Genomic DNA, 15134 nt, shown 5'->3' with positions numbered 1-15134 from the left:
GTGGTGCCGGGGACACTGTCCGTGTGCTGCTGCTCGACTTGCTGATCCCCGCCCGGTGCGCCGGCTGCGGGGCCCGCGGAGCGCCCTGCTGCGCCCGGTGCGCGGGGGTGTGGGGTTCGGTGTCCGAGGTGGTCCGGGTGCCGGTGGCGGGGGTGGCGCGGGTGTTCGCGCTGGCCCGGTACCGGGGAGTCGGCCGGCGGTTGGTGATCGCGTACAAGGAGCGCGGGCGGCGGGATCTGGCCGCTTCGCTGGGGCGGGCCTTGGCGGAGGCGCTGGTGGTGCTGCCGCTCCGGAAGGCCGCGTCCGCCCGCCCGGCGGAAACCGGTACCGGAACCGCTCCCGAGGCCAGGACGATCTGCCTGGTTCCGGCCCCGAGCCGCCGATCGGCATCACGGGTCCGCGGCGGGCCACACGTTCTGCGCCTGGCGAACGCGGCGGCGAGCGTCCTGGCGGACCGGGGCTTCGAAGTCGCGGTGGCCCCGGCCCTGGAGCTGACGGGCGGGGCGCGTGACGCGGTCGGTTTGGACCGCGCGGAACGGGCGGCCAACCTGGCGGGCCGGTTGCGGTTCCGCGAAGCGGGGCGCCCACCACCGGGATTTCCGGTGGTGCTGCTGGACGACGTGATCACAACGGGAGCCACGGCGGCCGCTTGCGTGCGGGCCCTGGAGGGGGAGGGGATCGAGGTCGCGGCGGTTTTGACGTTGCTGGTAGCCGGGTGATGCGGCGGGCGACGGCCGTGTCAGCTAACGAAAACCGCACACCACCCCCACCGCCCGACCCCGCGAAATCCACCACCGCCCATCAACCCCACCGCGCCTACCACCACAAACCCCACCAACCCCGCACACCCCGCACCTGGGTGACCCGGATGTCACCTACACGAGTGACATCCGTCGGGAACGCGACCGGCCCCGCGGCCGTTGTCCGGGCATGAGGGTGTCGATCATCAGCACTCGGTCGCCGCGCCACTCCACCGGGGTGGCGGCTGCGGCGGACGTGGCCGTCACCCTCGGCTTCCACCAGCGGGCGGCGGTGCGCCGTCCGTGTGATGCCGCGAGTGATCGCGAGCGTCCGACCAGCGGGAGTTGTCCGGTGTTCACCCTCCGCTCACTGCGCGGGGTGACGGAGTCTCATTCCTCGACATCCCCCGGCTCGGGGGCTGTTGCTCCGGGCGTGAGGAAGCTAACGTGCTCCGCTATCAGCAATCCCCGCAGGCAGGGAGGTGACGAGCCCATGTCCCTGGCGCCGGAGGTGCGCTGAGTCCGCGCTCGGGCTTTCGGCACGAGACGTCGTGAACCGATACCGAGTTCCTTCTCAGCCCGCGATCCGGGCTTCCGTCCCCGCTACACCGGCGCCGTGTGTGAACTCAACAGCTCGCAGTCATCTCAGCGAGGGAGGTCGTGTATGGACATCGTCGTTAAGGGCCGCAACGTAGAGGTGCCCGAGCACTATCGGGCACTCGTCAGTGAAAAGCTGGCCCGCCTCGAGCGCTACGACAGGAAAGTCATCCGGTACGACGTGGAGCTGTTCCACGAACCCAACCGACGCCAGGCCAAGAGCTGCCAGCGCGTCGAAATCACCGGAAAGGGACGTGGCCCGGCCGTACGCGCTGAAGCGTGTGCCGCCGACTTCTACGCAGCGCTCGATTCCGCAGTCACGAAGCTGGAAAACCGGCTGCGGAGGACACACGACCGGAGGCGCGTGCACTACGGACGCAGCCGCCCGGAATCGGTCGCCGAAGCGACCTCGGCCCTGCCGGGTGGTGGATCCCCGGCCGCAGCCAGTCCCGCCGCGCTTACCGCGGTGTTGGAAGCACCCGAAGCCGAGCCGCAGACGAACGGCTTCGCGGTCGCCGGAGAGATCCATCTGCCCCAGCAGCAGAGCTGGGCCGACGACGACCTCGGTCACCAGCCCGGTCGCGTCGTTCGCGAGAAGCAGCACACCGCGGAGCCCATGACGGTGGACCAGGCTCTCTACGAGATGGAGCTGGTCGGCCACGACTTCTACCTCTTCAACGACTCGGAGGCGGGCCGGCCCAGCGTGGTCTACCGGCGGAAAGGCTTCGACTACGGCGTGATCCGGCTCGGCTGAGCCGGCTCTAAGGAGGCTTTCCGGATGGCCCGCACGCGGCTCGCGTGCGGGCCATCCGCACGTCCGGACCTACGGCGTGTGCACACGACGCCCACCGTTCCCTACGATGGGGTGGGATGGTGGCGCCGACCACGGCCGCCACCGCGGGAAAACCTGCCCGGGACCGGCCTGGGCGCACTCATGATCAGCTAGTGAGGTCGACCGGATGGTGCTGAACCGCCTGCTCCGCGCGGGTGAGGGCAAGATGGTGAAGCGGCTGCGCAACATCGCCGATCACATCAACACCCTCGAAGACGACGTCAAGGACCTGACCGACGCCGAGCTGCGGGCCAAGACCGAGGAGTTCCGCAAGCGCCACGGCGACGGCGAATCCCTCGACGATCTGCTGCCGGAGGCCTTCGCGGTCGTCCGGGAGGCGGCCAAGCGGGTGCTCGGCCAGCGCCACTTCGACGTCCAGCTGATGGGCGGGGCCGCGCTGCACCTCGGCCAGGTCGCCGAGATGAAGACCGGCGAGGGCAAGACGCTCACCTGCGTCCTCCCGGCCTACCTCAACGCCATCCCCGACAAGGGCGTGCACGTCGTCACGACCAACGACTACCTGGCCAAGCGCGACTCGGAGTGGATGGGCCGCATCCACCGGTTCCTCGGCCTCGAGGTCGGCGTCATCCTTTCGGAGCAGCAGCCGGACGTCCGGCGCGCCCAGTACAACGCCGACATCACCTACGGCACGAACAACGAGTTCGGCTTCGACTACCTGCGCGACAACATGGCGTGGAGCCTCGACGACTGCGTGCAGCGCGGGCACAACTTCGCCGTCGTCGACGAGGTGGACTCGATCCTGATCGACGAGGCCAGGACCCCGCTGATCATCTCGGGCCCGGCGGACCAGTCGTCGCGGTGGTACGTCGAGTTCGCGCGGCTCGCGCCGCTGATGAACGGCATCGACACCACGACGATGGGCTCGCGGGAGCGTCTCGAGAAGACGAACCTGATCAACTCGAAGTACCACTACGAGATCGACGTCCGGAAGCGCACCGTCGCGGTCACCGAGAAGGGCGTCCGGTTCATCGAGGACCAGCTCGGCATCGAGAACCTCTACGAGGCCGCGAACACCCCGCTGGTCGGGTACCTCAACAACGCGCTGAAGGTCCAGGAGCTCTTCCACCGGGACAAGGACTACATCGTCCGCAACGGCGAAGTCATGATCGTCGACGAGTTCACCGGGCGCATCCTGGTCGGCCGCCGCTACAACGAGGGCATGCACCAGGCGATCGAGGCCAAGGAAAAGGTCGAGATCAAGGCCGAGAACCAGACCCTGGCGACGATCACGCTCCAGAACTACTTCCGCCTCTACAACAAGCTGTCCGGCATGACCGGTACGGCCGAGACCGAGGCCGCCGAGTTCCACCAGACCTACAAGCTGGGTGTGGTGCCGATCCCGACGAACCGCCCGATGGTCCGCGCCGACCAGCCGGACCTGATCTACAAGACCGAAGACGCGAAGTACGAGGCGGTCGCCGAGGACATCGCCGAGCGGCACGAGAAGGGCCAGCCGGTCCTGGTCGGCACCACGAGCGTCGAGAAGTCCGAGCGGCTGTCGAAGCTGCTGGTGAAGCTGAGCGTGCCGCACGAGGTGCTGAACGCGAAGCACCACGACCGCGAGGCGCTGATCGTCGCGCGCGCCGGCCAGAAGGGCGCCGTCACGGTCGCCACGAACATGGCGGGCCGTGGTACCGACATCGTGCTGGGCGGCAACCCCGACCTCATCGCCGACCACGTGCTGCGCGAGCGGGGCCTGGACCCGGTCGAGCACTCCGAGGAGTACGAGGCCGCGTGGCCCGAGGTCCTGGAGCAGGTCAAGGCGGAGTCGAAGGCCGAGGCCGAAGAGGTCCGCGAGGCCGGCGGCCTGTACGTGCTGGGCACCGAGCGGCACGAGTCGCGCCGCATCGACAACCAGCTCCGCGGCCGGTCGGGCCGTCAGGGCGACCCGGGCGAGTCCCGCTTCTACCTGTCGCTGGGTGACGAGCTCATGCGCCGCTTCAACGCGACGATGGTCGAGCGCGTCATGACGACCATGCGGCTGCCCGACGACGTGCCGATCGAGCACAAGATGGTCTCCAAGGCCATCAAGAGCGCGCAGACCCAGGTCGAGCAGATCAACATGGAGCAGCGCAAGGACGTCCTCAAGTACGACGAGGTCATGAACGAGCAGCGCAAGGTGATCTACGCCGAGCGCCACCGCGTGCTGGCCGGCGAGAACATGCGCGACCAGATCGAGGGCATGCTCGTCGACGTCGTCAACGCCTATGTGGACGGTGCGACCGCCAACGGTTACGCCGAGGACTGGGACCACGAGAAGCTCTGGACGGCGCTCAAGCAGCTGTACCCGGTCAGCATCGAGTGGGACGACCTCGTGGAGGACGGCGACCTCGACGCGGACGGCCTGCGCGATGCCCTGGTGCAGGACGCCCGCAACGCCTACGACAAGCGTGAGGCGGAGATCAACGCGCTCGTCGGCCCGGACGGCATGCGGACCCTGGAGCACCAGGTGATGCTGACGGTCCTCGACCGCAAGTGGCGCGAGCACCTCTACGAGATGGACTACCTCAAGCAGGGCATCGGCATGCGGGCGCTCGCGCAGCGCGACCCGCTGATCGAGTACCAGCGCGAGGGCTTCGACATGTTCCGCGCGATGCTCGACTCGCTGAAGGAGGAGGCCGTCGGCTTCCTGTTCAACCTTCAGGTCGAGCGCGCCGAGGCCCCGCCGGCGGAGGACGCCGCGGCGCTGCCGACGGGCGTCGTTTCGGGCAACGGCCAGGCGGTAGCGCCTTCGGAAGGCCGGCACGCGCGCCCGGCACCGCCCCAGCCCCCGACGACCGACACGGAGTCGGTCCCGGCCGCCCTGCGCGGCAAGGGCCTCGGCGGAGGTGGCCAGCAGTCGGGAGTGACCCTGTCCGGCCCGGGCGAGGACGGCGAGGTCGAGTCCCACGCCGACAGCGAGGGCCAGTCCGCGGGCGGCGGCGGAGCATCGTCCCGCCGGGACCGCCGTGCGGCACAGCGCGATGCCCAGAAGAAGGGCAAGAAGGGCCCGCGCCGCTGACGTAGAAAGGGGCCGGGGTGCGTGCGGAATTCCGCACGCACCCCGGCTTTCTTTTGTGGAGGAGCGCTTCGCACTGCCGGTGGTGGCGCGGGCGCATCGCCGAGGCCACGCGGGTGCTGCATGGCCCCGGGCACTCCGAACCGGAGTGCCCGGATCCGGCGGACCGGCTTTCCGGACCACCCGGCCGGCGAATCGGGACGCGTGGCCCGGACCGGCCTTCTCCGGCCAGCCGGCGGTGCCCGGGCGGCAGGCGGTGCGCGGTCCGAGCGAGCGGCCCTCACGCCGCCGCCTGCCGACGGGACTGCTGGTCCGGCCGCCCCGGCTTAAGCAGCGCGAAACGTACGCACTGCCAGCCCGCCGGGGTGCGGGTGAAGCGGGCCGCCAGTGCGAACGACCGGCCGTCCGCCTCCACGCGGGCGCACGCCTCGATCACCTCCGGTACCGGCGTGCACACGTGGACCCGTCGCATCCGGTGCCGCGGCCCCGCCAGGTGGGGGGCGCTGAGGCCGTTGTAGACCTCCGGTGCCACCAGCCCGCGGATCTGCGGCACCGGCCGCCTGCCGTCGTACGCCTCCAGCAGCATCGTCAGCAGGCGGTGCACCTCGCTCGCCTCGAGGTGTCTCGGCACCGGCCACCGGGCGTCGCCCCGCCGGTGTTCGTGCGGGGTCATCGCCGACGGCCGTTCGGCCCGGCGCGGTACTTCGTAGTGGACCAGCGTTCTCACGCGGTGTTCCTCGGACATTTCCTCCCCTCCCGGCCACGGCATTTCGCGTGCGCCGTCGGTTAGAGGTGGGAACCGGCCGGAAAGGCGACGGGAATCGCCCGATCCGGGAAAGAACCGCCGAAGCGATGGATTCGCCGATGCCGGTGCGGTAAGCGCCGGCCGGTGTTGCGCTATCCGAGACACCCGTCGCCGCCCCGGCTATGGTGTGCCGGGTGCTGAAGGGGTTATTGGTCGATTTCGCCGGAGTTCTCACGGATCCCGACGCCGGCCGCTTCTACGATTATCTGGTGGCCGCGCGTGAGCGAGGGGTTCGCACCGCGCTGCTGTCGAACGCCCCTGGGGCGTCGGCCGAGGTCAAGAACACGATGTTCGACTATTTCGACGCACTCGTGTTTTCCGGCGAGGTCGGTGTCGCCAAACCGGATCCGGCGGTCTACTTGATCGCGGCCGACCGGCTCGGCTTGCCCGCCGTGCGCTGTGCGTTCGTCGACGACTCCACCGCGAACATCCGCGGCGCCGTCCAGGCCGGCATGGTCGGCGTGCACCACCGGTCGGTCGAGGAAACGCTCACCGAGCTCGGCGCGCTGTTCCCGGACGCGTGAGCGTCACCGCGCGCGGCGCACCAGTTCGAAAGACAGGACCGCCGCGGCCGCTGAGACATTCAGTGACTCGACGTCACCCGGCATCGGAATCGACACCCATTCCGTGACGAGCTCGCCGACTTCGCCGCCGACTCCGGCCGTCTCGCCGCCGAGCACGAACGCGGCGCGCTGCGGCAGGTCTACGTCGAAAACCGTCGTGCGCGCCGACGCGTCGAGCGCGTAAAGGCCGTAACCGGCTTCGGTGAGCATTTCGGCGGCTTCGCGCGCGGAACCGCACCGCAGCACCGGCGCGCGGAACGCGACGCCGGCCGAAGCCTTGACCACCAGCGGGTCGAGCGCCGCGACGCCGCGGCGCGGCACGATCACGCCGTCGAGCCCGGCGGCGGTCGCCGTGCGCAGGATCATCCCGACGTTCGCAGGCGTGGTGATGCCGTCGAGCAGCAGCACGCGCGCCGGCGGGCGACGGCCGGACAGCGCGGCTTCGAGCGCGCGCATCCGCGGCGCGACGACGTCGGCGAGCACGCCCTGGTCCTGCTTGCCGTTGCCGGCGAGCACCTTGACCCGGTGGGCGCTGGCGCGCTGTACCGCCACTCCCGCGTCCTTCGCCGCGCGCTGGATCTCCGCCGCGCCGGGACCGCGAGCGGTGTCGGCGAGGATCACCTTGTCGACGCGCAGGCCGTCGTCGGCCAGCGCTTCGAGCACCGGCTTGCGGCCGTAGACGGTCAGGAAGCGATCTTTTGGCGAGACAGTCGACTCATCACCCACACCCGGCAGTCTCGCACTGTGTAAGGATCGGCTCATGCCCGACCGCCTTTCCGCGCTGGACGCCTCGTTCCTCTACGTCGAGGACCACGCGACGCCGATGCACGTCGGCGGGGTGGCGATCTTCGAGCGGCCGAAGTCCGGGTTCAGCTACGCGCAGCTGCTCGACCTCGTCGGGGCGCGGCTGGCGTACCTGCCGCGCTACCGCCAGCGCGTCGCGGAGGTGCCCGGTCACCTCGCGCGGCCGGTGTGGGTGGACGACGTCGACTTCGACCTGAACTACCACGTCCGGCGCTCGGCACTGCCCCAGCCGGGCAGCGACGAGCAGCTGTTCGACCTGGTCGCGCGGCTGATGTCGCGGCGGCTGGCGCCGGAACGCCCGCTCTGGGAGGCGTACTTCATCGAGGGGCTGGCCGGCGACCGCGTCGCGCTGGTGACCAAGACGCACCAGTCCGTTGTGGACGGTGTCGGCACGATCGAGCTCGGCCAGCTCATCCTCGACCCGACGCCGGCCGAGCCGGAGCCGTTCGAGGACATCTGGACGCCGCGCCGCGAGCCGAGCCGCGCGCAGCTGGTGCTGGACGCGGTCAGCGAGGGCGTCCAACGGCCGGGCGAGGTCGTGGAGAACGTCCGCTCGGCGGCGAACGACGCGTTCGCCACGGCGGGCAAGTTCGCCGAGACCGTCGGCGGGGTGGCGTCGACGCTGCGCACGCTGGTGAAGCCGGCGCCGACCGGGCCGCTGAACGTCCGGGTGTCCGGCGGGCGCGTGTTCTCGGTGGTGCGGACGCGGCTCGAGGACTTCCGCAAGATCCGTGCGGCGCACGGCGGGACGGTCAACGACGTCGTCCTCGCGGCCATCACGGGCGCGCTGCGCGAGTGGCTGCTGTCGCGCGAGGAGACGCTGACCCCGAACGCGACGATCCGCGCGCTGGTGCCCCTGGCGGTCCACGACGCCGAGACGGCGGAGTATTCGCCGCCGGCGCTGGTCGGCAACCAGGTGGCCGCGTACCTGGTGGACCTGCCGGTCGGCGAGCCCAACCCGGTGCTGCGGCTGCAGCACGTCGGCCACGCGATGGCCGAGCACCTCGACTCGGGCCGCCCGGTGGCGGCGCGCGGGCTGCTCAAGGTGGGCGGCTTCGCCCCGGCTACCCTGCATTCGCTGGGGGCGCGGGCGGCGGGGTCGCTGTCCGGGCGCATCTTCAACGTCATGGTGACCAACTCACCGGGCCCGCAGGTGCCGATGTACGCGGGAGAGGCCAGACTGGTCGAGATGTTCCCGGTGATGCCGCTGATGCGCACCCAGGCGCTGGCGATCGGGGTGACGTCGTATCACGGCGGCGTCTACTTCGGACTGAACGGCGACCGCAAGGCCGCATTCGACGTCGATCTCGTGGCCGGGATGATCGAAGAGTCCTTGGAAGAGCTGAAGGGTGCGCACTGGTGAGGGTCTATCTGCCTGCGACCATCGCGATGCTTCGCGACCTCGAATCCTCGGGGGAGTTCCGCGCCCGCAACGGAACGGCGTTCGCGTTGACACCGGCGTTGCGCGAGGCGTACGCGACCGGTTCGGACGAAGAGCTGGAGTACGCGGCGTTGCTGGACGCGGCCCGGGCGTCGCTGCGCCTGATCGCGGCGGAGGAGAAGGGCGAGCCGCGCCGGGTGGTGATTTCGGCGGACGTCGCGGGGGTGACGCTCCGGCCCGACCTGGACGCCCCGGTGGTCCGCATCGGCGGACCGATCCCGTATTCGGCGGTGGCGGCGATCCACGTGGACAACTCGGAGGCGGGCGAAGCGGTGGCCGCGGCAGCGGCGGTGATCGACGCGGCCGACCTGGGCGACCTGGACGCGGAGTTCACCCTCGGCGACGCCGAAGACCACGAACTGGCCTGGTACGCGCCGCAGGAACTGCCGTTCTTGCTGGAGCTGCTCTGAGTTGTCCACAGGTGGACTCGCCTGTGGACAGTTGAAGCACCGCTCGACCACGTTGCGCTGTCGGTAGGCCTTCGGGATCGAATGCCGGTGGTCGCCCGCCGCGGGAGCCCTCGGCTGCCCGGCGGGCGATCTGGTCGTCGCGTTCAGGGCTGACGAACCTGATCCGCCGGTCCCGCATCGCCCGGCGGGTCGAGGGATGCGAGTACGCCTTCTCCGCGATCACCGTCTCCGGTCGGCAGCGTGGCCGACCTGGCCCGAGGCGGGCGACGCTGATGCCATCCAGCAACGGCACTAACTGCGGATTGTCGCCTGCCTGCCCAGGCGTGAGCAGGAACCGCATCGGCAGACCCGCCCGTCCACCGCGAGGTGGATCTTCGTGCTCAGCCCGCCGCGGGACCGCCCGAGTCCTTCCCCGTCGACGGCGAGAACTTCTACTCCGTCGCTGCATCCCCCTTTTTTCCCGGCGCCAGCGGTCCGTACCGTTCAGGCAGGTCACGCCACGGAGCACCGGTGCGCAGCTTCCACAAGATTGCGTTGATCACCTGACGGTGATCCCGGCACCGCCGCCCACCACCCTGCTGCGGCAGCAACGGCTCGATCACCGCCCCGTCAACTCACCGCGACCAACCACGTCCGCAATCCAACCGGACGGCAGCTAGATCACTTACAGGACCACGCCCTAGCCCACCTCGGCCGGAGGTGGCGGCTGGACGTCGACCGGCACGCCCCAGTCGCTGTACCGCGTGGTGATCCGGGCCTCCCCGCCCTGCAGGATCGGCGACAGGTCCAGCACCACCTGCAACGGCCGGTGCGCGTCGTCGAGCCAGACCTCCACCGGGAACTTGCCCCCGAGACGCCCCGCCGAGTCCGCTGACAACCCCGCCGGCAGGTCCGCTCCCAGGCGCGACAGGTCCAGCTCCACCCGGTAGTGCTCCGCCGCCACGCCACCCAGGTTCGTGCGCTCGGAGGAGACGATCGAGCCCGCCGTCCGGATTTCGCCCAGGGTGTGCGCCGGGTCGTTCTGGGCTGCCAGCTGGGCCAGGCTGCCGCCGAGGACCTGGGAAAACGGGTCCGTTCCGTCCGCCGCCACCAGCACCCACGGCTTGCCGGCGCCGACCTCGTCGCGGGACCCCTCCGGGACCTTCGCGTACAGCTTCCCGGCCACCAGCCGCAGCTCCATCGGCTCGCCGATGAAGTCGGTCGTCATCACCTGGGACGTCCCGCCCGCGCCGAAGCGCGCCTGGCCCTGGCCCTTCGAGCGGACCTGGCCCACCGCGACGTCCGTGCCGAACTTCGCCGAGCCGCCGCTCGTCGTGGCCGCCGTGGCGGCGTCGGCCAGCGCCCGCGCGTCGGTGAAGGCGGGTGGGGGCGGCGCGCCGGAGCAGCCGGTGAGCAGGACGAGCAGCAGCACGACGGCGGCTTTGCGCATGGTGCCAACAAAAACACAACGGCTCCCCCGAACTCGTTCGGGGGAGCCGTCGCTACTCAGCGTTTCCGGTCAGCGACCGGCCTTCTTCATCAGCTCGCCGAGGTCGACGACCTGGTCGGCCGGCGGGGCCGCCACGTCGACCGTGGTGCCCCAGTCGCTGTACTTCATCGTGAACTTCGCGTCGCCCGCGGGCGCGCCCATCGCCTGCATCAGCGGGCCCTGGTCCATGGTCACCTGCACCGGCAGGTTGTCCTTGTTCAGCCACAGCTCGGCCGGGATCTTGATGTCCTTGCCCTTGAGCATGTCGGTGAGCTTGTCGCGCGCCGCGGCCGGGACCTGGCCGGTGAACTGGTCGATCGCCTTGGCGACGTCCAGCTCGACCTTGTAGTGGTTGACCTGCTCACCGTTCAGGTCGGTCTGGTCGGACGAGATGATCCGGCCGGTCTTCGAGATCTGGTCGAGCATCTTGCTCGGGTCGCTCTGCTCCGCCGACTGCGTCAGCGCGCCGCCCAGCGCCTGCGAGACCGGGTCGGTGCCGTCGGCCGAGATCTTGGCCCACGACTTGTCCGTGCCCATCTGCTTCTGCTCTTCGGCGGGCAGCTTGATGTACATGACCTTGTCGACCATGCGCATCTCGGTCGTCTGACCGGCCGCGGTGCTGGTCATCGAGAACGTGGTGTTCGCGCCGTCGAAGGCCATCGCGCCGGTCGCGCTGATGGTCTGGCCGGCGGCGGAGCCCTCCATGCTGAACTTCGCCGACTTGGACTTCTCGGTGCCCTGCTTGGACGCCGAAGCCAGCTGGATCGCGTCGGTGAACGGCGAGGCGAGGAGGCCGCCGCCGTTGGCCTGCGACTGGTTGCCCGCGGCGGCCGGCTCGGCGGTGCCGGAGTTGCTGCACGCGGTCAGCGTCAGCACCAGTGCGGCACCCGCGGCGACCAGGGTGGTCTTGCGCATCGAATTCCCCTCAGAGTCGGATCTTCCGCTCGGCATATCGCCCGAACGGGCGATTGGTTACCGATGTGACGGTGACGATCCGCATTCGGTTCCCGGTTGTCTCAGGATTCTGTGACGCGAGTCACTTCGTGGCCGCCGCGGGACTGCAGCAGCCGCCGGAGCGACGCCAGCCGTTCGGGGAGTGCCGTGCCGTCGGTGACGACGTCATCGAGCGCGCAGTCCGGGTCCTCGGGCGGCCCCAGGTGCCCGCAGCCCGACGGGCACTCCTCGGCGGCCGCGGCGAACTCCTCGAAGGCGTCGACGATGTCGTCCGCGGTGACGTGGGCGAGGCCGAACGACCGCACGCCGGGCGTGTCGATCACCCAGCCGCCGTCCGGCAGCGGCAGCGCCACCGCGGCGACGGACGTGTGCCGCCCCTTCCCGACTCCGCTCACCACGCCGACGGCCAGGTCGGCGTTCGGGACCAGGCGGTTGACCAATGTCGACTTGCCGACACCGGAGTGCCCGACCAGCGCCGTCACCCGGTCCTTGAGCATCTCGGCGAGGCCCTCGGGCTCCTCGTCGAAGCGGGTCACGATCGCCGGGATGTCGAGGCCCGCGTAGCCCGCGAGGAGCTCGTCCGGACTGGCCAGGTCGGCCTTCGTCAGGCACAGCACCGGCTCGACGCCGCCCGCGTAGCAGGCGACCAGGCAGCGGTCGATGAAGCCGGTGCGCGGCGGCGGGTCGGCGAGCGCCGTGACGATCAGCAGGCGCTCGGCGTTGGCGACGACCAGCCGCTCGAACGGGTCGGTGTCGTCGGCCGTGCGCAGGAGGGAGCTGGTGCGCTCGTCGACGCGGATGATGCGCGCGAGGGTGTCCGGCTTGCCGGAGACGTCGCCGACGATCCCGACCCGGTCGCCGACGACCACCGGGGTCCGCCCCATCTCGCGGGCCCGCATCGCGGTGATCACCCGGTCGGGATCGGCGTCGACCGCGCAGGTCCAGCGCCCGCGGTCCTTGCCGATGACCATGGCGTTGACGGCGTCGGCGTGCTCGGGACGGCGCTTGCTGCGGGGCCTGGTGCCCTTGCCCGGGCGCACGCGGACGTCGGACTCGTCCAGCTTGCTCCAGTCGTTGCGCGCCAAACCCTCGTCCTCTCGTGCACCGGTGCCCACCCGAATGATCCCACGTCGCTCGCCACGGCCCTGGCCTGCGTGTAACGATGGCGTCCTGTCCGGTAGAGGAGGTTGGCCATGTGCGGCCGTTATGCCGCCACGAAGGACCCGGCGAAGCTGATCGAGGAGTTCGAGGCGATCGACCTCACCGAGGGTCACGCGCGCGCCGATCACAACGTCGCGCCGACGAAGAGCGTGGTCACCGTCGTCCAGCGGCACCCGCGCGACGAAGACGGCCAGGTGCTCGAGGACGAGCCCGCCGAGCGGTCGCTGCGGATGATGAAGTGGGGCCTGGTGCCGTTCTGGGCCAAGGACCCGTCGGTCGGCTCGCGGATGATCAACACGCGTGCGGAGACGGCCGCCGAGAAGCCCGCCTTCCGCCGCGCGCTGGTGTCCCGCCGCTGCCTGGTGCCCGCCGACGGCTGGTTCGAGTGGCGCCGCACCGGCAAGGAGAAGGAGCCGTTCTACATGACCGAGCCGGACGGCTCCTCGATCGCGTTCGGCGGGATCTGGGAGAGCTGGCGGCCCAAGGACGACGACAACGCGTCGCCGCTGATCACGTTCTCGATCATCACCACCGACGCCGCCGGCCAGCTCACCGACGTCCACCACCGGATGCCGCTGATCGTGCCTCGCTCGCACTGGGACGGCTGGCTGGACCCGGACCGCGAAGACGTCAAGGACCTGCTGGTGCCGACGCCGGACGACATCGTTTCGTCGCTGGAGCTGCGGCCGATCTCGACCCTGGTCAACAACGTCCGCAACAACGGGCCCGAGCTGCTGGAGCGCGTCGACCCGGTGCAGGAGGGCGCGCTGTTCGACGCGCCGAAGTCATGACCGCCCTCCCGATCGACACCGCGTACGGCCCGGCCCGGGTCTACCTGCACTGCGCCGAGGAGGGCGTGGCGGTCCTCATGCTCGGCCACGGCGCGGGGGGAGGGTTGGGCGCGAAGGACCTGGTCGCGGTGACGCGCGCGGCGCAGGCGGCCGGCGTGCACGTGGCGCTGGTCGAGCAGCCGTACAAGGTGGCGGGCCGCCGCGCACCGGCCCCGGCGAACCAGCTGGACACGGCGTGGCTGACGATCGCGGACGAGCTGTCGGAGCGCTTCGACGCGCTGCCCCTGGTGTTCGGCGGCCGCTCGTCGGGCGCGCGGGTGGCCTGCCGGACGGCGTCGGCCGGGCAGGCGGTGGCGGTGCTGTGCCTGGCGTTCCCGGAGCACCCGCCGGGCCGCCCGGAGAAGACCCGCCAGCCGGAGTTCGACGCGGTGGAGGTCCCGACCCTGGTGATCCAGGGCGAGCGCGACCCCTTCGGCCGGCCGAAGGTGGGGGCTCACCAGGAGATCGTGATGGTGGACGGCGACCACAGCTTGTCGAAGGACCTGGAGACGGTGTCCCGGGCGGCGACGGAGTGGCTGTCCCGGGTGCTGCGCCCGCTGGCCTGAGCAGCAACAAGGCGCACGACGCCTGTGGCGCACGCTGCAGATCGTGAGCGAGTGGATCCGGGCCGCCGATACAGAGGCAGGAGCGACCTTCGCCGCGGGCGGAGCGGTCTTGGCGGTGACGGCGACGCGGCTGCGCGGATCACCTGCGCCGAGCGTGTCCGTCGCGATCACGCGCGCCGCTGCCAGCGTCCTGCCTGCGGCCTGGACGGTCGTCCCGAGAGCGCGACGGCTGGGGTACGAAGGCCATTTCGCACTACGGCATGATCGCGGCCTTCGGATCGGCGGCCGAGTACCACGCCGCGGCGCTGCCGATCCTCGCGGAGCCCGAAGTCGGCTGCGAGCCTGACCCGGCACGTCCGGGTCTTCTCGCGCGCCGGCCTGCTGCTTCCGTAGCCGGCCCCCGCACCCGACGGGCGGGTCAAGCCGCGATCGGAGCCACCACCGCGGAGGTCAGCCGGATCAGCTCCGCCGGGGCCAGCTCCACCTCCAGCCCCCGCCTCCCGGCCGAACAAAAAACAGTCTCGAACGTCGACGCCGACTCGTCGATCACCACCGGCAACCGGCTCCGGTGGCCCAGCGGGGAGATCCCGCCCAGCACGTACCCCGTCGCCCGCTGGGCCGCCGCCGGGTCGGCCATCTTGGCCTTCTTGCCGCCCGCCGCGGCCGCCAGGGCCTTCAGGTCCAGCTGGCCCGTGACCGGGACCACGCCCACCACCAACCTGCCGTCCACCTCGGCCACCAGGGTCTTGAACACCCTCGCGCGCTCCAGGCCCAGGGCCTCCACCGCCTCCAGGCCGTACGACTCCGCGCGCGGGTCGTGGTCGTACGCGTGCAGCGTGTGAGCCACTTTCTGCTTCCCCAGCAACGCCGTCGCCGGGGTGCCCTTGCCAGCCATGGGCCGGAGTCTAGGGAATGTCCGCACCCCCCGATCGGTTGTACCGGAC

At 70.7% G+C, this 15134-nt stretch carries 17 protein-coding genes and 1 pseudogene; 9 read left to right on the top strand and 9 right to left on the bottom strand.

Features of this window, described 5'->3' with window-relative positions; all coding sequences use genetic code 11:
- Positions 1-26 precede the first annotated feature (26 nt).
- The 3 genes from ACZ7PG_RS25880 to secA all read left to right on the top strand — a co-directional run bounded on the left by ACZ7PG_RS25880 (position 27) and on the right by secA (position 5191).
- Complete coding sequence (locus ACZ7PG_RS25880; RefSeq protein WP_470242412.1) at positions 27-719, top strand: ComF family protein; 693 nt, start codon at positions 27-29, stop codon at positions 717-719.
- Positions 720-1404: 685 nt separating this feature from the next.
- Positions 1405-2091 (top strand): ribosome hibernation-promoting factor, HPF/YfiA family, encoded by a 687-nt coding sequence (gene hpf, locus ACZ7PG_RS25875; RefSeq protein WP_470241650.1) that lies wholly within the window; start codon positions 1405-1407, stop codon positions 2089-2091.
- A gap of 205 nt (positions 2092-2296) precedes the next feature.
- Entirely contained in the window at positions 2297-5191 is a 2895-nt protein-coding gene (gene secA / locus ACZ7PG_RS25870; protein WP_470241649.1) for a preprotein translocase subunit SecA, read from the top strand.
- A 277-nt stretch (positions 5192-5468) separates the two neighbouring features.
- Here secA and ACZ7PG_RS25865 read toward each other — a convergent pair whose 3' ends face one another.
- Positions 5469-5915, bottom strand: coding sequence for an Rv3235 family protein (locus ACZ7PG_RS25865; protein WP_470241648.1), 447 nt, complete (start codon positions 5913-5915; stop codon positions 5469-5471).
- Between the two features lie 227 nt (positions 5916-6142).
- Here ACZ7PG_RS25865 and ACZ7PG_RS25860 point away from each other — a divergent pair, with 227 nt between their 5' ends.
- The gene (locus ACZ7PG_RS25860) at positions 6143-6517 is read left to right on the top strand and encodes an HAD-IA family hydrolase (RefSeq protein ID WP_470242411.1); all 375 of its coding nucleotides are present in this window, start codon (positions 6143-6145) and stop codon (positions 6515-6517) included.
- A gap of 3 nt (positions 6518-6520) precedes the next feature.
- Here ACZ7PG_RS25860 and ACZ7PG_RS25855 read toward each other — a convergent pair whose 3' ends face one another.
- Positions 6521-7282 (bottom strand): TrmH family RNA methyltransferase, encoded by a 762-nt coding sequence (locus tag ACZ7PG_RS25855; RefSeq protein ID WP_470241647.1) that lies wholly within the window; start codon positions 7280-7282, stop codon positions 6521-6523.
- A 34-nt stretch (positions 7283-7316) separates the two neighbouring features.
- On the opposite strand from ACZ7PG_RS25855, the gene ACZ7PG_RS25850 reads away from it, so the two are divergent.
- Complete coding sequence (locus ACZ7PG_RS25850; RefSeq protein WP_470241646.1) at positions 7317-8723, top strand: WS/DGAT/MGAT family O-acyltransferase; 1407 nt, start codon at positions 7317-7319, stop codon at positions 8721-8723.
- Positions 8720-9211: a DUF6912 family protein gene (locus tag ACZ7PG_RS25845; RefSeq protein ID WP_470241645.1), complete on the top strand. Its 492-nt coding sequence runs from the start codon at positions 8720-8722 to the stop codon at positions 9209-9211. The genes ACZ7PG_RS25850 and ACZ7PG_RS25845 overlap by 4 nt, the downstream gene beginning before the upstream one ends.
- On the opposite strand, the gene ACZ7PG_RS25840 is transcribed toward ACZ7PG_RS25845, so the two are convergent.
- From ACZ7PG_RS25840 to rsgA, 6 genes and pseudogenes are all read right to left on the bottom strand, one after another.
- Positions 9132-9542, bottom strand: a complete 411-nt coding sequence (locus tag ACZ7PG_RS25840) for a transposase (protein WP_470242410.1) — start codon at positions 9540-9542, stop codon at positions 9132-9134. The two genes, ACZ7PG_RS25845 and ACZ7PG_RS25840, sit on opposite strands and share 80 nt — an antisense overlap.
- Positions 9516-9622: pseudogene (locus ACZ7PG_RS25835) on the bottom strand (IS5/IS1182 family transposase); the annotation flags it as partial. The pseudogene ACZ7PG_RS25835 and the gene ACZ7PG_RS25840, both read right to left, overlap by 27 nt.
- Positions 9623-9642: 20 nt before the next feature.
- Positions 9643-9813 carry a transposase gene (locus tag ACZ7PG_RS25830; protein WP_470241644.1) on the bottom strand — a complete coding sequence of 57 codons (171 nt, stop codon included), beginning with the start codon at positions 9811-9813 and terminating at the stop codon, positions 9643-9645.
- Positions 9814-9890: 77 nt separating this feature from the next.
- Positions 9891-10640 carry an SCO4651 family lipoprotein gene (locus ACZ7PG_RS25825; RefSeq protein ID WP_470241643.1) on the bottom strand — a complete coding sequence of 250 codons (750 nt, stop codon included), beginning with the start codon at positions 10638-10640 and terminating at the stop codon, positions 9891-9893.
- Between the two features lie 69 nt (positions 10641-10709).
- Positions 10710-11594, bottom strand: coding sequence for an SCO4651 family lipoprotein (locus tag ACZ7PG_RS25820; protein ID WP_470241642.1), 885 nt, complete (start codon positions 11592-11594; stop codon positions 10710-10712).
- 101 nt (positions 11595-11695) lie between these two features.
- Positions 11696-12718, bottom strand: coding sequence for a ribosome small subunit-dependent GTPase A (rsgA, locus tag ACZ7PG_RS25815; RefSeq protein ID WP_470241641.1), 1023 nt, complete (start codon positions 12716-12718; stop codon positions 11696-11698).
- A gap of 108 nt (positions 12719-12826) precedes the next feature.
- Between rsgA and ACZ7PG_RS25810 the strand changes: the two genes are divergently transcribed.
- The 3 genes from ACZ7PG_RS25810 to ACZ7PG_RS25800 are packed head-to-tail and all read left to right on the top strand — an operon-like array spanning position 12827 to position 14536.
- Positions 12827-13585, top strand: coding sequence for an SOS response-associated peptidase (locus tag ACZ7PG_RS25810; RefSeq protein ID WP_470241640.1), 759 nt, complete (start codon positions 12827-12829; stop codon positions 13583-13585).
- The gene (locus tag ACZ7PG_RS25805; RefSeq protein WP_470241639.1) at positions 13582-14190 is read left to right on the top strand and encodes an alpha/beta hydrolase family protein; all 609 of its coding nucleotides are present in this window, start codon (positions 13582-13584) and stop codon (positions 14188-14190) included. The genes ACZ7PG_RS25810 and ACZ7PG_RS25805 overlap by 4 nt, the downstream gene beginning before the upstream one ends.
- Positions 14191-14212: 22 nt before the next feature.
- Entirely contained in the window at positions 14213-14536 is a 324-nt protein-coding gene (locus ACZ7PG_RS25800; RefSeq protein ID WP_470242409.1) for a Pycsar system effector family protein, read from the top strand.
- Positions 14537-14608: 72 nt separating this feature from the next.
- On the opposite strand, the gene ybaK is transcribed toward ACZ7PG_RS25800, so the two are convergent.
- Positions 14609-15085 carry a Cys-tRNA(Pro) deacylase gene (gene ybaK, locus ACZ7PG_RS25795; protein WP_470241638.1) on the bottom strand — a complete coding sequence of 159 codons (477 nt, stop codon included), beginning with the start codon at positions 15083-15085 and terminating at the stop codon, positions 14609-14611.
- Positions 15086-15134 lie beyond the last annotated feature (49 nt).

It is taken from the genome of Amycolatopsis sp. NPDC114504 (assembly GCF_055633595.1).
This window is presented reverse-complemented; position numbering and strand designations above follow the sequence as displayed.

What these genes read in the sequence shown, in the direction of transcription:
- ybaK (WP_470241638.1), bottom strand. Translation starts at nt 15,085, where the DNA reads ATGGCTGGCAAGGGCACCCCGGCGACGGCGTTGCTGGGGAAGCAGAAA.
- ACZ7PG_RS25825 (WP_470241643.1), bottom strand. Translation starts at nt 10,640, where the DNA reads ATGCGCAAAGCCGCCGTCGTGCTGCTGCTCGTCCTGCTCACCGGCTGC.
- ACZ7PG_RS25810 (WP_470241640.1), top strand. Translation starts at nt 12,827, where the DNA reads ATGTGCGGCCGTTATGCCGCCACGAAGGACCCGGCGAAGCTGATCGAG.
- hpf (WP_470241650.1), top strand. Translation starts at nt 1,405, where the DNA reads ATGGACATCGTCGTTAAGGGCCGCAACGTAGAGGTGCCCGAGCACTAT.
- ACZ7PG_RS25805 (WP_470241639.1), top strand. Translation starts at nt 13,582, where the DNA reads ATGACCGCCCTCCCGATCGACACCGCGTACGGCCCGGCCCGGGTCTAC.
- ACZ7PG_RS25850 (WP_470241646.1), top strand. Translation starts at nt 7,317, where the DNA reads ATGCCCGACCGCCTTTCCGCGCTGGACGCCTCGTTCCTCTACGTCGAG.
- secA (WP_470241649.1), top strand. Translation starts at nt 2,297, where the DNA reads ATGGTGCTGAACCGCCTGCTCCGCGCGGGTGAGGGCAAGATGGTGAAG.
- ACZ7PG_RS25820 (WP_470241642.1), bottom strand. Translation starts at nt 11,594, where the DNA reads ATGCGCAAGACCACCCTGGTCGCCGCGGGTGCCGCACTGGTGCTGACG.